This window comes from Delftia sp. SD018, assembly GCF_017355445.1.
Lineage (GTDB): Bacteria > Pseudomonadota > Gammaproteobacteria > Burkholderiales > Burkholderiaceae_C > Comamonas > Comamonas acidovorans.
Genome location: NZ_JADDRN010000011.1, coordinates 57,374 through 71,300 on the forward strand (window position 1 = coordinate 57,374; position 13,927 = coordinate 71,300).

Below are 13,927 nucleotides of genomic sequence, written 5' to 3' on the forward strand. Positions count from 1 at the left end.
GGAAAGGCGTGAATGGTCCCTGACACGCGAAAGCCCGTGACGCCCATGTCCCAACCGTCCCCATCGTCTTCACAGTCCCTGTCCCCCGACACCGCGGCCTCTGCCGTGGACCAGGCAGTCGCCAGCGGCGGCTCCTACGAAGTGCTGGCCAAGCGCCTTGACGGCCAGGGGCAGGCACTGGAGACGCTGGCACGCCAGCTCAACGAGGAGCGGCTGGAGGAATTCGGCCGCAGCCAGATGGAAGTCATCGGGCGCATGCGCGTGCGCACCGAAAACAACTGCCTGGGCCGCGACATCGCCCAGGTCGGCGGCTACCTGCTGTTTGGCTACAACGTCTTCATGGGCCTGAAGCAGTCCACGCGCGTGGAAGACGTGTTCGTGCTGTACCGCCTGCACGAGGGAGAGCAGGGCTACGAGGTCACGCCGGTCGATCTCAAGGACAGCTTTCTGGGCATACAGAGCTTCGTGCAGGACTTCCAGGAGCTGTACGCCTACTACAAGAACACCCGGCTGATGCAGCTGGCCGTGCGCGACGGCAAGCTGCTGGCGAGCTTTCAGATCGGCGAGCGCCTGTCCGATGTGCGCGTATTCCGCTGGTCCGTGCCCGTCGATGGCCAGCCCATCCGCTACATAGACAACCGGGGCGAGCGCGACATCGAGCTGCCCGCACCGCATGACTTCGAGTGGCAGCGCGCCGGGCGCGAGCAGCTGGTGCAGGGACGCCATCCGCACATCAACATCCTGGACAAGGTCTTCGTCGAGACGCTGGGCGGCGACCTGACCATCAAGGTCGAGAACAACACCAACGACGGCCTGGGCATCTACCGCGAGCCCGTGCAGGAGAAGAACCAGTCGCTGGACGACGCCGTGTTCGAGTACGCCGCCGTCGGCAGCCTGATCCTGCTGAAGATCCTGCCCTACCGCGAAGAGCAGTGGCGCTACCTGATCTTCAACACCCTGTCGCGCCAGGTGCTGCGCATGGACGCCATCGGCGCGGCCTGCATCCAGCTGCCGCAGGACCACGGCATCATCTTCCCCGGCGGCTACTACCTGCAAAGCGGCGAGAACCGCTCGTTCGAGCAGAACATGCAGGGCATGCGCTACCGGCGCAGCATCCGCTCGCCCAACGGCGAGGATGTGCTCTACGTGTTCTACGAGCCCGAGAGCGGGCGCATGGCGCTGTTCAAGTACAACCTGATCGAGCGCGCCCTGCAGCCGCCCATCATCGGCCACGGCTATGCGCGCATGGACGACGGGCGCGTCGTCATCTTCGCGGCCGAGAGCAACGAGGCCTCGCGCGTGCACCCCATGCAGGTTTGGCGCACGCCCTTCGCCTCGGACGACTATGCGGCACGCCAGCCGCAGCGCGACAGCTTCCTGGGCCGCATCGGCAATGCCGAGCTGGTCAGCGGCATCTCCGACCTGTACAGCGTGCGCAAGGAAATCGCGGCCACCGAGGTCTCGCTGCCGCGCTACGAGCGCCTGATCGACGCAGCACGCCGCCTGTTCGAGCGCTACCACTGGCTGGGCGCGCCGCAGCTCAAGGGCGTGCACGAGACCCTGCTGGGCATCGTCGCCACGGGTGATGCGGTCATCGACGAGTACGAAAAGGTCGAGAGCATCCGCAACGCCTCGGCCAAGGCCATGGGCGAGGTTTCCAGCCGCCACGGCCAATTGCTCAAGACACTGCGGCTGGCCGACTGGAAAAGCATTGGCGAGTACGTGGACGCGCTCACCCAGCTGGGCCAGTTGCGCGGCCAGCTCATGGCCACGCGCGACCTGCGCTATGTGGACCAGGCCTCCATCGACACCATGGTGCAGGGCGTCAACGAGGCCCAGGCCGAAGTCTCCCAGCGCACGGCCGCCTTCATTGCCACCGACGAGGCCATGCAGCCCTATGCCGACCAGCTGCAGGCACTGGACCAGGCCGCGCAGGCGGCAGCCACGGTGGCGCAGATCAACGAGCCGCTGGCGCGCATGGCCGACATGGCGGCCGCGCTGGACATGCTGTCCGAGCTCATGGGCAGCCTGTCCATCGACGACGCCACGCAGCGCACCCAGGTGGTGGATCGCATCTCCGCCGTCTACGCGCGCCTGAACCAGGTGCGTGCACGCGCCGAGCAGCGCCGGTCGGGCCTGGGCGGCGCCGAGAACGTGGCCCAGTTCGCAGCCCAGCTGGCGCTGTTCTCGCAAAGCATCGTCAGCGCCCTGGGCCTGGCGCAGACGCCCGAGAAATGCGACGAGCAGCTGGCGCGCCTGCTGGTGCAGCTGGAGGAAATTGAAAGCCGCTTCGGCGAGCACGAGCAGTTCCTCGGCGACATCATGGCCAAGCGCGAGGAGGTGCTGGAGAGCTTCGAGGCGCGCCGCCAGTCGCTGCAGGACGAGCGCCAGCGCAAGGCGCAAGGCGTGCTGGACGCGGCCCTGCGCATCGTGCAAAGCCTGCCCAAGCGCACCGAAAAGCTCGCCAGCGCCGATGCCCTGCATGCCTTTTTTGCAGGCGATCCGCTGATCGGCAAGCTCAAGGAGCTGGCCCAGCGCCTGCGCGAGCAACTGCATGACCCGGTCAAGGCCGACGACATCGACGGCCGCGTCAAGAACCTGCGCGACCAGGCGTTTCGCGCGCTGCAGGACCGCACCGAGCTGTACGAAGGCGACGGCGCCATCATCCGCCTGGGCCGCCACCGCTTCAGCGTGGGCAACCAGGAGCTGGACCTGACCCTGCTGCCGCGCAACGGCGAACTGTTCCTGCACCTGGTCGGCACCGAGTATTTCGAGCCCATGGACAACCCGGAGCTGGCCGCCCTGCAGGCCTACTGGGATGCCTCCACGCCGGCCGAATCGCCGCAGTTCTACCGGGGCGAATACCTGGCCCTGGAAGTGGTGCTGGCCGCGCGCCAGCGCCGTGACGGCTGGAGCGAGGCCCGGCTGGCCCAGTTGCTGCCCGACGAGGCGGCGCTGACCCAGGCCATCCGCGAATTCTCCGCGCCGCGCTACCGCGAAGGCTATGAGCGCGGCATCCACGACCATGATGCGGCCCGCATCCTGCAGGTGCTGCTGCCTCTGCGCGATGCCGCCGGCGTGCTGCGCTTTGCGCCCGACGCCCGTGCGCTGGCCCTGCTGTTCTGGAGCGCACAGGCCCAGGTGCAGCAGCCGCAGCTGGCTGCCGCCATGGCGCAGTGGCCGCTGCGCGCCCAGCAGGCCCAGGCCATGCAGCAGATGTTCGGCAGCGAGGCCGAACAGCTGAGCCTGCGCACCGACATCTCCGAGCGCCTGTGCGCCTATGCCGAAGAGCGGGGCCTGCTGCGCGACCTGCTGCCAGGACAGGCAGCGCCCGCAGACAGCGATATCGACAGCCTGATCCACGGCGCCGCCGACTACCTGCAGGCCGAGCTGGCGCAAAAGGCCGTGCGCTTTTCCTTCTCCAGCTACAGCCAGTCGGCCATTGCCGCGCTGCAGGCCGCCGTGCAGCAGCAGGCCCAGCCGCTGCAGCGCTGGGAAGAAATGCAGGCCTACTGGCAGGGCGAGGACCGGCGCGACAAGGCCGTGGCGCCGCTGGACCAGCGCTGGCGCAGCGCGCTGCACTGGCTGCAGACCGCCTGCCGCGCGCTGGACGACGGGCAAGGGCAGGCCTGGCTGGCCTATTGTGGCGAGGCCGCCGCCTGGCTGTGCTGTGCCGGCCAGTTGCCCTGCAAGGTCAGCAGCGTGGACCTGCGCCACGAAGTGCCGGGCCTGCTGGGCCAGCATCCGCGCATTGCGGACGGCCGCATGTGGCTGCAGATCGACGACCTGGGCCAGCGCGCCGCGCGCCATTTCCGCAGCTTTGTTCCCGAATTCGGCCGCTACCAGGCGCTGCGCCAGCAGCTGCTGCAGGACTGGCGCTCGCGCGTGCGGGTGGAGGAATTCAAGGCCCGGCCGCTGTCGTCCTTTGTGCGCAACCGGCTCATCAACGAGATCTACCTGCCCGTGATCGGCGACAACCTGGCCAAGCAGATCGGCGTGGCCGGCGAGAACAAGCGCACCGACCAGATGGGCCTGCTGATGATGATCTCGCCGCCCGGCTACGGCAAGACCACGCTGATGGAGTACGTGGCCAACCGGCTGGGCCTGATCTTCATGAAGATCAACGGCCCGGCGCTGGGCCACTCCGTGCGCTCGCTGGACCCGGCCCAGGCACCGGACGCCACGGCGGCCAAGGAGCTGGAAAAGCTCAACCTGGCGCTGGAGATGGCCAACAACGTGATGCTGTACATCGACGACATACAGCACACGCACCCCGAGTTCCTGCAGAAATTCATCTCGCTGTCGGACGGCACGCGCCGCATCGAGGGCGTATGGAAGGGCCAGACCCGCACCCACGACATGCGCGGCAAACGCTTTTGCGTGGTGATGTCGGGCAACCCGTACACCGAGTCGGGCGAGGTCTTCAAGATTCCCGACATGCTGGCCAACCGTGCCGACATCTACAACCTGGGCGATGTGCTGGGCGGAATGCAGGAGGTGTTCAAGCTCAGCTACATCGAAAACAGCATGACCTCGAACGCCGTGCTGGCGCCGATGGCCACGCGCAGCCTGCAGGACCTGTACCTGCTGCTGGACAAGGCGCAGGGCCGGGAGGTCTCGGGCAATGCGCTGTCGCACGACTATTCATCGGCCGAGCTGCGCGAGATCGAGGCCGTGCTGGCCCGCATGGTGCAGGTGCGCGAGCTGGTGTTCAAGGTCAACCAGCAGTACATCCAGAGCGCCGCGCAGGACGACGGCTACCGCACCGAGCCGGCCTTCCGGCTGCAGGGCAGCTACCGCAACATGAACAAGCTGGCCGAGAAGATCACGCCCGTGATGAACGACCAGGAAATGCAGCAGATGCTGGCCGACCACTACCAGGGCGAAGCGCAGATGCTGACCACGGGCGCCGAGGAGAACCTGCTCAAGCTCGCCGAGCTGCGCGGGCAGATGAGCGACGAGGACAGCGCCCGCTGGCAGCAGATACGCCAGCAGTTCCTGCGCCGCCAGGCCGCAGGCGGTGCCAATGCCGACGCCGCCACGCGCGTGACGGCGCAGTTGGTCGATCTGGTCGCCGCCACGCGCGAGGTGGCCCAGTCGGTGTCCCAGTCCCAGCAGCAGGCGGTGCAGGAAGACGCCGCCGGCCAGGCCCACGCATCGGCAGCGGCCGCGCAGGCCGCCGCCAGGGACGCTGACCAATCCCAGACGCTACAGGCGCTTCAGGCTCTGCTGGCGCGGCTGCTGCAAACCCAAAGCGCCGCAGGCGACTCGCTGCACGGCATACGCGAGCTGATGGCGCAAAGGGCGGCCAGCGAGCCCGTCGGCACCAAGGCCAGCACCCCTTCGGAGGTACAGGCCTCCCAGGACCGTCAGGCCCTGGTCCACATGCTGGGCCAACTGCTGACCCGGTCGCTGGCCCAGTCCCTGGAGCCCGTGGTCACGCACCTGGACCAGGCCCGCCGCCAGCAGCTGGGCCTGCACCGCGTGCTGATGCAGGTGGCCACGCGCATGCAGGAGCAGATCGACGCCCAGCGCGCGGGCCGTCCCGTGCCGGCTGCGGGCGCCATACGCTCCGAGGAAATCGACAAGGCCTTCGAGCGCATGCAGCGCGGCGACGTGCCGCCTGCGGCCTAGCTCAGAAACGCCCGCGCACCGTCAGCATCACATTGCGCGGCTCGCCGAAGTAGTTGGAACCGTAGGCGGCCCACACGCGCTGGTAGTACACCTTGTCGAACAGGTTGTTGATGGTGAGCGTGGCGTCCACATGGCGGTTGATGCGGTAGCCGAGCTGCAGCGTCGCCGTGGTGACCGGACCCTGCGAGAACTTCACATCGCCGTTGAGCCGGTACATGCGGCTGACGCTGCGCAGGCCGCCGCCCAGGCTGAAGCCCTCCAGCGCGCCGGTGCCGAACTGGTAGCGCGTCCACAGGTTGAAGCTGTGGCGCGGGGCGATGAAGGTGTACAGCTGGGCCTTCTGGTCGGGCGTGCCCTCCAGTGTCTTGGTCTGTGTGTAGGCGTAGCCGGCCGACACATTCCATCCGGGCGCAATGCGCCCGCCGATCTCGGCTTCCACGCCCTGGCTGCGCATCTTGCCGGATGCCACCGAGAACAGCGGATTGGCCGGATCGGTCATGGCGCGGTTGGTGTCCTCCATGCGGAAGATGGCGGTGCGCGCGTTGAGCTGGCCGTCCATCCACTCGCCCTTGAGTCCCGCCTCGTACTGCTGGCCCACGCGTGGGCGCAGGGTGTTGCCCGCGGCGTCGCTGGTGGTCTGCGGCGCAAAGATGCGCGTGTAGCTGGCATAGGCCGACACCTGGTCATTCAGGTCCAGCACCAGACCGGCATAGGGCGTGAACTTGCCGTTGATGCGGTTGTCGGTTTCCGAGAACTGGTTGAAGTAGGCATTGCGGTTGATGGCGTGGTTCTGCCACCAGGTCATGCGCCCGCCCACGCTGATGAGCAGGCGGTCCACGGGGCGCAGATTGGCGCGCCCATACAGGCCGAACTGCTCGGTGCGGTTGTCGTTGCCGTTGGAGAAGCTGTAATTGGTCGGCAACGGCACGTTGTTGTCGGGCTGGTAGATGTTGATGGGCGCGTTGTCGCCGCCGCCGTACTGGAAGTTCTTGCGGATCTTGCGGTAGTCGGCGCCCACGGCCAGCTCGTTGCGGGTGCTGCCGAAGGCGCTGAAGGGCAGGCTGGCGGAGGCGTCCAGGCCATGCGTCTTCCAGTGGCTGCGATAGGCCCAGCTGACCAGGCAGCTGTCGCCCGTGGCCGGGTCGGCGGCGCAGTCCGACCAGCCGAACATGCGCGAGGGCTCGTCCTGCTCGCGGTACATGGCGTTGAGCCTGATGCGCCCACCGTTGTCCAGTCGGTGCAGCAGCTCGGCAAAGTACTCCGTGTTCTTTTCCGTGATGTGGTTCCAGATGGGGTCCAGGTAGCTGGAGCGAGGAATGTCCAGCAACTGCCCATCGGGCAGGGCCGGCAGCCCGAAGGCCGGGCGGCCCTTGTACTGTTGGTAGCTGCCGCCGGCCGTGAGCGTGGTGGACAGGGCCAGGTCCACCTCGACCACGCCGTAGACCAGGGGCTTGCGCGAGTACACATGGTCCACGAAGGATTGCTGGTCCTGGTAGGCCGTGACCAGCCGGCCGCGTACGCGGCCGTCGCGGGACAGCGGGCCGGTCATGTCGGCTTCTGCGTAGTAGCGCTGCCACGAGCCTGCCGAGAACTGCGTGTTGAACTCGGCCTGCGCCTTGGGGCGCTTGCGCACCAGGTTGATAGAGCCGCCCGGATCGCCCGCGCCCTGGAACAGCCCGGCCGGGCCGCGCAGCAGCTCGATGCGGTCGTACATGGCCATGCCGAAGCCGGTGGACAGGTCATTGCCGGTGCTGGCCGGCATGTTCACGCCATCGGTCTGCACCGTATCCACGGCATAGCCGCGCAGATAGAAGTTGCCATGGTTGCCGCCCGTGCTGCCGGGCTCCACGGTGACGCCGGCCAGGGTGCGCATGGCATCGTCCAGGCTCTGGATGTTCTGGTCTTCCAGCATCTGGCGTGTGACCACGGACACGGATTGCGGAATCTCGCGCAGGCTTTGCACGCTCTTGCCCAGCGTTACCACCCTGGCCGTGTATGCGCCGGTGTCCTCGGTGGCGGTGGAGTGCTCGGCCCGGGCGTTCACCCGCACCTCGCCCAGGGTGAAAGACGCCGCGGCGGCCGCAGGCGGCGTGACCACGGGATGGGCCGCGCTCTTGCGCAGCACGTAGACGCCCTGGCCGGCCTGCACCGCCTCCAGCCCCGTGCCGCGCAGCAGCTGCGCAAGCCCGCCCGTCAGCTCGAAGCGTCCCTTGAGGCCGGCGGACTGCAGGCCCTGCGTCAGGCGCGGGTCGGCCGACAGCGTCACGCCCGACTCGCCGGCCAGACGCGACAGTGCCTGGCTCAGCGAACCAGCGGGAATGTCGTACTCGCGTGCTGTCTGCGCGGCCGGGGCGCTTGGGATGGCCTGTGCGGCTGCCGCACCGGCGGCGCCCAGCATCAGCCCGAGCAGGGCAGCCTGAACGGGCCGGCGCACAAGTCGGTGCGAAAGGCGCTGGTGGACCGAGGCGGCAAGCGCCGAAAGAGGGAAGGGGGCCGTGGCGGCCAGGGAAATACGCTGCGCCATGAAGAACTGTCCTTTGGAAGACGAGGGAAGCGGTGCCCAGCCAGCCTGGGACCTGTCTTCCTGTATGACCGCCGATCCCGCAAAAGGGGACATGCCGCAGGCTCAGGGCGCGGCCAAGCCCGAAATCTGCACCCAGTAGCGCGTGCGCTGGTGGATGCGCACCGGCAGCGAAGCGGCCAGCGCCAGCAGGGCCTGGTCCGTGTCGCGCAGCTGGAAGGCGCCGCTCACGGGCAGACGGGCCACGGCCGGGTCGCAGCGCAGAATGCCGGGCCGGTAGCGCGACAGTTCGGCCACGAATTCGCCCAGCGGCGTTTTCTCGGCATAGAGCACGCCCTGCGTCCAGCCGTCCGAGGCCAGGCCAGCGGGCTGCACAGGCTCTGCCGCGCCGCTGCCCATGCGCGCCTGCTGGCCCGCCGACACGCGCACGGGCTCGCCGCCCCGTGCCGGGCGCAGCTGCACCGCACCTTCGCGCACGACGACCAGGGTGCTCTCATCGTCCAGAATGCGCGCCGCATAGCGTGTGCCCAGGGCCAGCGCCGTGCCCTGCGGCGTCTGCACAAGAAACGGGCGGCCGGCCGCATCGGCAGCGGTCTGTATCCACACGGCGCCCGCGCGCAGTACCAGGCGGCGCTCCATGGCGGTGAAGGCAATGTCCACGGCGCTGCCGGTATCCAGCTGCATGCGGCTGTCGTCTGGCAGCTGCAGTTCGCGGCGCTCGCCCGTGGCCGTGCGCACGTCGGCAGACCAGGCCGACCACGGTCCGGCGCGCCAGGCCAGATAGCCTGCAGGCCCGGCCACGATCAGCGCGGCCAGCAGCTGCGTGGTGGCGCGGCGCCGGGCGCTCCCTGCATCCCTCAGGGCCGCCGCCCCCAGCGGGCCCAGGGCCGCGCCGTTGCCGGATGGCGCTGTGGCCGTGCCCACGCGTCCCATCACCAGCTCGGCGCGTTGCCAGGCGGCTTCGTGCTGCGGATCGGCTGCGCGCCAGCGGGCCAGCGCCTGTGCCTGGCCCGCATCTTGCGGCTCGCATTGAATGCGCACCAGCCATTCGGCTGCTTCGCGCGCGGCGCGCGCATCGATGGCGCTGGAGGTGGACGAAGCGCCCATCAGCAGACCAGCACGATGCACTGCGCAAAGGCCTGGGCCATGAAGCGCTTGATGGTGCGTTCGGTCACCCCTAGGCGCTCCGCCGCCTGGGCGTAGGTCAGTCCCTCCAGTTGCGACAGCAGGAAGGCCTCGCGCACCTTGGGCGGCAGGCCGTCGAGCATGGCGTCGATCTGGTGCAGCGTCTGCAGGATCAGCAGCCGCTCCTCGGGCGAGGGCGCCATGGGCTCGGGCATTTGCGCCAGGGTGTCCAGCCAGGCTCGCTCCAGCGATTGGCGCTGCACGTGGTTGATCAGCAGGTTGCGCGCCACCGTGGTGAGGTAGGCGCGCGGCTCGCGCATCTGCAGATCGCCGCGTGCTGTCTGGGTGGACAGCAGGCGAACGAAGGTGTCATGCGCCAGGTCGGACGCGTGGTCCGAGCCGCCCAGCTTGCGGCGCAGCCAGCCCAGAAGCCAGGGGTGATGCGCCCTGTAGATGGCTTCAACATCGCTGTGCGAGGTGGCGCAGTGTGGAGCAGACACGGTCTGGAAACTCTGGAAGACAGCCCCGAAGGCCTGTGGAGATGAAGGTCGGAAATAAGAATCGGTCGCAATTATAGGGATGCGGTGGCCGGATTTTTCCTTGTCGATGGCTTGGCCGTTGCGGTCCTTGGCTGAGCCGACATCGCAAACCTCGATGTCCCGGACATGGGTCCCTCACCTACAGCCTGACCCAGCTCAGGCGCCGATGCTGGGGCAGCGTGTCCGCCACGGCGTGCACGTCCCACGAACAAGCCAACACGATGGACGCCCCATGGAACACAACCCCCAGCTTTCCGTCTCCCGCAGGGACCTGCTGATCGCAGGTGCCTCCACGGCAGCGGCAACGGCCGTGCCTCGATCGGCCGGCGCGCAAGTGCAGCCTCCCTCCATCCCTGAAGGGGTCCAACTTCCGGTCACCCTGCAGGTGAACGGCCAGGAACACCGCCTGGACCTGGACACCCGCACCACGCTGCTCGACGCCCTGCGCGAGCATCTGCACCTGACCGGCACCAAGAAAGGCTGCGACCATGGCCAGTGCGGGGCCTGCACGGTGCTGGTCAATGGCCGGCGCGTGGTGTCCTGCCTGAGCCTGGCCGTGATGAACCAGGGCGCCGCCGTGACCACCATCGAAGGCCTGGGCACGCCGCAGTCGCCGCACGCCATGCAGGCCGCCTTCGTGCGGCACGACGGTTTCCAGTGCGGCTACTGCACGCCGGGGCAGATCTGCTCTGCCGTGGGCGTGCTCGATGAAATCAAACGCGGCATGCCCAGCCATGCCAGCGAAGACATCGTGGCCCAGCCCCTGGTGTCGGCCCATGAACTGCGTGAACGCATGAGCGGCAACCTGTGCCGCTGCGGGGCGTATTCCAACATCGTCGATGCCATCACCGAAGTGGCAGGGGAGGGGCGGACATGATTGCCTTCACCTACGAACGCGCCCAATCCCCCGCGCAGGCTGCAGCCGCCGTGGCGGCCCGGCCGGGCGCCCGCTTCATCGCCGGGGGCACGAATCTGCTGGACCTGATGAAGCTGCAGATAGAAACCCCCGTGCATCTGGTCGATGTGAACGGCACCGGCATGGACACCGTGGAGCCCACGGCGCAAGGCGGGCTGCGGATTGGCGCATTGGTGCGCAACAGCGACCTGGCCGCCCATGCGCGCGTGCGGCGCGACTACGGCGTGCTGACCCGCGCCCTGGTGGCCGGCGCCTCGGGCCAGTTGCGCAACATGGCGACCACAGGCGGCAATCTGCTGCAGCGCACCCGCTGCCCGTATTTCTACGACACCAATATGCCGTGCAACAAGCGCGTGCCGGGCAGCGGCTGTTCGGCCATTGCCGGCGTGAGCCGCCAGCATGCGGTGATCGGCGGCAGCGAGGCCTGCATTGCCACCCACCCCAGCGACATGGCCGTGGCGCTGCGCGCGCTGGACGCCACGGTGGAGACCATCCAGGCCGACGGCAAGGCCCGCGTCATCCCCATTGCCGACTTCCACCGGCTGCCCGGCAGCACGCCGCATGTAGAGACGGCCTTGCAGGCCGGCGAACTGATCACCTCCGTCACCCTGCCGCCCCCGCCGGGCGGCACGCACATCTATCACAAGGTGCGCGACCGTGCCTCCTATGCCTTTGCGCTGGTGTCGGTGGCCGCCATCGTGCAGCGCGACGGCAGCGGGCGCGTGGCACTGGGCGGCGTGGCGCACAAGCCCTGGCGAATGGAGGTGGCCGAAGCACAGATGCCACAGGGAGCCAAGGCTGTCACCGACCGGCTGCTGGCAGGCGCCCGGCCCACGCACGACAACGCCTTCAAACTCACGCTGGCCGAGCGCACGCTTGCCTCCGTGCTGGACCAGGCCAGGAACTGACGCCATGAAATTCGACACCCCCGCAACGGTCAACCCCATTGACCAGCTCAAGATCATCGGCCAGCCGATGAACCGCATCGACGGCCTGCTCAAGACCACCGGCACGGCGCCTTATGCCTATGAGCGGCATGACGTGGTCCAGCACCCGGCCTATGGCTATGTGGTGGGCTCGGCCATTGCCAAGGGCCGCATCCGCAGCATCGGGCTGGCGCAGGCAAGCCGCGCGCCCGGCGTGCTCGCCATCGTCACCGCACAGACCGCTGGCAAGCTGGGCCAGGGCAAGATGAACACCGCGCCGCTGCTGGCAGGCCCCCAGGTGGCCCACTACCACCAGGCCGTGGCCCTGGTGGTGGCGGAAACCTTCGAGCAGGCGCGCGCTGCCGCGCAATTGGTCCGTGTGGACTACGAGCCCGTGGCTGGCGCCTATGACCTGGCCAAGGCCAAGGACTCCGCCGTGCCACCCGACAGCATCAATGGCGATGCGCCGGACACGGCCATTGGCGATTTCGAAGGCGCCTTCGCTTCGGCCGCCGTGAAGGTGGACGCCACATACACCACGCCAGACCAGTCGCACGCCATGATGGAGCCCCATGCCACGCTGGCCGCATGGAAGGGCGACCAGCTCACGGTATGGACCTCGAACCAGATGATTGCCTGGGGGCAGGGCGAGCTGGCAAAGACGCTGGGCATTCCCAAGGACAAGGTGCGCCTGGTCTCGCCATTCATTGGCGGCGGTTTTGGCGGCAAGCTGTTCCTGCGGGCCGATGCACTGCTGGCCGCACTGGGGGCGCGAGCGGCAGGCCGGCCCGTCAAGGTCGCACTGCAGCGCCCGCTGATGGCCAACAACACCACGCACCGCCCGGCCACCATCCAGCGTGTGCGCATCGCGGCAGGGCAGGACGGAAAAATCACCGCCATCGGCCACGAAAGCTGGTCGGGCGACCAGTCCGGGGGATCGGCGGACGGTGCCGTGGACCAGACCCGCCGCATGTATGCCGGCACCCATCGCATGACCGCCACGCGCCTGGCCGTGCTGGACCTGCCCGAGGCCAATGCCATGCGCGCCCCCGGCGAGGCCACGGGGCACATGGCCCTGGAGGTTGCCATGGACGAGCTGGCGGAAAAGCTCGGCATCGATCCCGTGGAGCTGCGCATCCGCAACGACACCCAGGTGGTGCCGGACAGCGGCAAGAAGCCGCAACCCAAGGCGAAGGAGGGCATCCCTGCCCAGGAGCACAAGCCGTTTTCCCGCCGTGAATTCGTGCAGTGCCTGCGCACGGGCGCCGAGCGCTTCGGATGGAGCCAACGCAATCCCCAGCCGGCCCAACGACGCGAAGGGCGCTGGCTGATTGGCCTGGGCATGGCCGGCGCCTACCGAGGCGCCCCTGTCATGAAGTCCGCCGCCCGCGTGCGCCTGGACAGGCAGGGCATGCTCACCGTGGAAACCGACATGACTGACATCGGCACGGGCAGCTACACCATCATTGCCCAGACGGCGGCCGAGATGCTGGGCCTGCCGTTGCAGCAGGTGCGCGTGCGGCTGGGCGACTCCGGCTTTCCGGTGTCGGCCGGCTCGGGCGGACAATGGGGCGCGGCCAGTGCCACCTCCGGCGTCTATGCCGCCTGCGTGAAGCTGCGCGAGGCCGTGGCGCGCAAGCTGGGCATGGACCCGGCGACGGCCGAATTCTCGGATGGGCATGTGCAGGCGGGCGGCAAGCGCCGGGCCCTGGCCAGCGCTGCGGGCGACGCCGACCTGACGGCCGAGGATGCCATCGAATTCGGCGTGCTCGACAAGAAGATGCAGCAGTCCACCTTTGGCGCGCACTTCGTGGAGGTGGCCGTGGACGCCTTCACTGCCGAAGTCCGCGTGCGCCGCATGCTGGCCGTTTGCGCGGCCGGCCGCATCCTCAACCCCAAGACGGCCCGCAGCCAGGTCATCGGCGCCATGACCATGGGCGTGGGCGCGGCCCTGATGGAAGAGCTGGCCGTGGACACGCGACTGGGCTATTTCGTCAACCATGACCTGGCAGGCTACGAGGTGCCCGTACATGCCGACATCCCGCACCAGGAAGTGATCTTTCTGGACGAGGTCGATCCCATGGCCTCGCCCATGAAAGCCAAGGGCGTGGGCGAGCTGGGCATCTGCGGCGTGAGCGCAGCCATTGCCAACGCCATCCACAACGCCACCGGCGTGCGGGTGCGCGACTACCCGGTCACGCTGGACAAGCTGCTGGCAGGACTGGGGAGGCTGGCATGAGAGGGGACTGCACCTGAGGCAGCCCGC

At 68.4% G+C, this 13,927-nt stretch carries 7 protein-coding genes; 4 read left to right on the forward strand and 3 right to left on the reverse strand.

The features are described from left to right. Positions 1-45 precede the first annotated feature (45 nt). The gene (locus INR38_RS13030) at positions 46-5,634 is read left to right on the forward strand and encodes a DNA repair ATPase (protein ID WP_242699059.1); all 5,589 of its coding nucleotides are present in this window, start codon (positions 46-48) and stop codon (positions 5,632-5,634) included. A 1-nt stretch (position 5,635) separates the two neighbouring features. Here the strand turns inward: INR38_RS13030 and INR38_RS13035 are convergent, their stop codons facing one another. From INR38_RS13035 to INR38_RS13045, 3 genes are all read right to left on the reverse strand, one after another. Next, positions 5,636-8,158, reverse strand: a complete 2,523-nt coding sequence (locus INR38_RS13035) for a TonB-dependent receptor (protein ID WP_242699060.1) — start codon at positions 8,156-8,158, stop codon at positions 5,636-5,638. Positions 8,159-8,260: 102 nt separating this feature from the next. Then, positions 8,261-9,262, reverse strand: a complete 1,002-nt coding sequence (locus INR38_RS13040) for a FecR domain-containing protein (RefSeq protein WP_043822454.1) — start codon at positions 9,260-9,262, stop codon at positions 8,261-8,263. Continuing rightward, positions 9,262-9,780 (reverse strand): sigma-70 family RNA polymerase sigma factor, encoded by a 519-nt coding sequence (locus INR38_RS13045; protein ID WP_207443212.1) that lies wholly within the window; start codon positions 9,778-9,780, stop codon positions 9,262-9,264. Before INR38_RS13045 ends, INR38_RS13040 begins: the two co-directional genes overlap by 1 nt. Positions 9,781-10,051: 271 nt before the next feature. Between INR38_RS13045 and paoA the strand changes: the two genes are divergently transcribed. The 3 genes from paoA to paoC are packed head-to-tail and all read left to right on the forward strand — an operon-like array spanning position 10,052 to position 13,900. After that, positions 10,052-10,696, forward strand: a complete 645-nt coding sequence (gene paoA, locus INR38_RS13050; protein WP_207443211.1) for an aldehyde dehydrogenase iron-sulfur subunit PaoA — start codon at positions 10,052-10,054, stop codon at positions 10,694-10,696. Further along, positions 10,693-11,643 (forward strand): xanthine dehydrogenase family protein subunit M, encoded by a 951-nt coding sequence (locus INR38_RS13055; RefSeq protein WP_207443210.1) that lies wholly within the window; start codon positions 10,693-10,695, stop codon positions 11,641-11,643. Before paoA ends, INR38_RS13055 begins: the two co-directional genes overlap by 4 nt. A gap of 4 nt (positions 11,644-11,647) precedes the next feature. After that, the gene (gene paoC, locus INR38_RS13060; RefSeq protein WP_207443209.1) at positions 11,648-13,900 is read left to right on the forward strand and encodes an aldehyde oxidoreductase molybdenum-binding subunit PaoC; all 2,253 of its coding nucleotides are present in this window, start codon (positions 11,648-11,650) and stop codon (positions 13,898-13,900) included. The last annotated feature ends 27 nt before the right edge of the window (positions 13,901-13,927 follow it).

What these genes read in the sequence shown, in the direction of transcription:
- INR38_RS13030 (WP_242699059.1), top strand. Translation starts at nt 46, where the DNA reads ATGTCCCAACCGTCCCCATCGTCTTCACAGTCCCTGTCCCCCGACACC.
- INR38_RS13035 (WP_242699060.1), bottom strand. Translation starts at nt 8,158, where the DNA reads ATGGCGCAGCGTATTTCCCTGGCCGCCACGGCCCCCTTCCCTCTTTCG.
- INR38_RS13040 (WP_043822454.1), bottom strand. Translation starts at nt 9,262, where the DNA reads ATGGGCGCTTCGTCCACCTCCAGCGCCATCGATGCGCGCGCCGCGCGC.
- paoA (WP_207443211.1), top strand. Translation starts at nt 10,052, where the DNA reads ATGGAACACAACCCCCAGCTTTCCGTCTCCCGCAGGGACCTGCTGATC.
- INR38_RS13055 (WP_207443210.1), top strand. Translation starts at nt 10,693, where the DNA reads ATGATTGCCTTCACCTACGAACGCGCCCAATCCCCCGCGCAGGCTGCA.
- paoC (WP_207443209.1), top strand. Translation starts at nt 11,648, where the DNA reads ATGAAATTCGACACCCCCGCAACGGTCAACCCCATTGACCAGCTCAAG.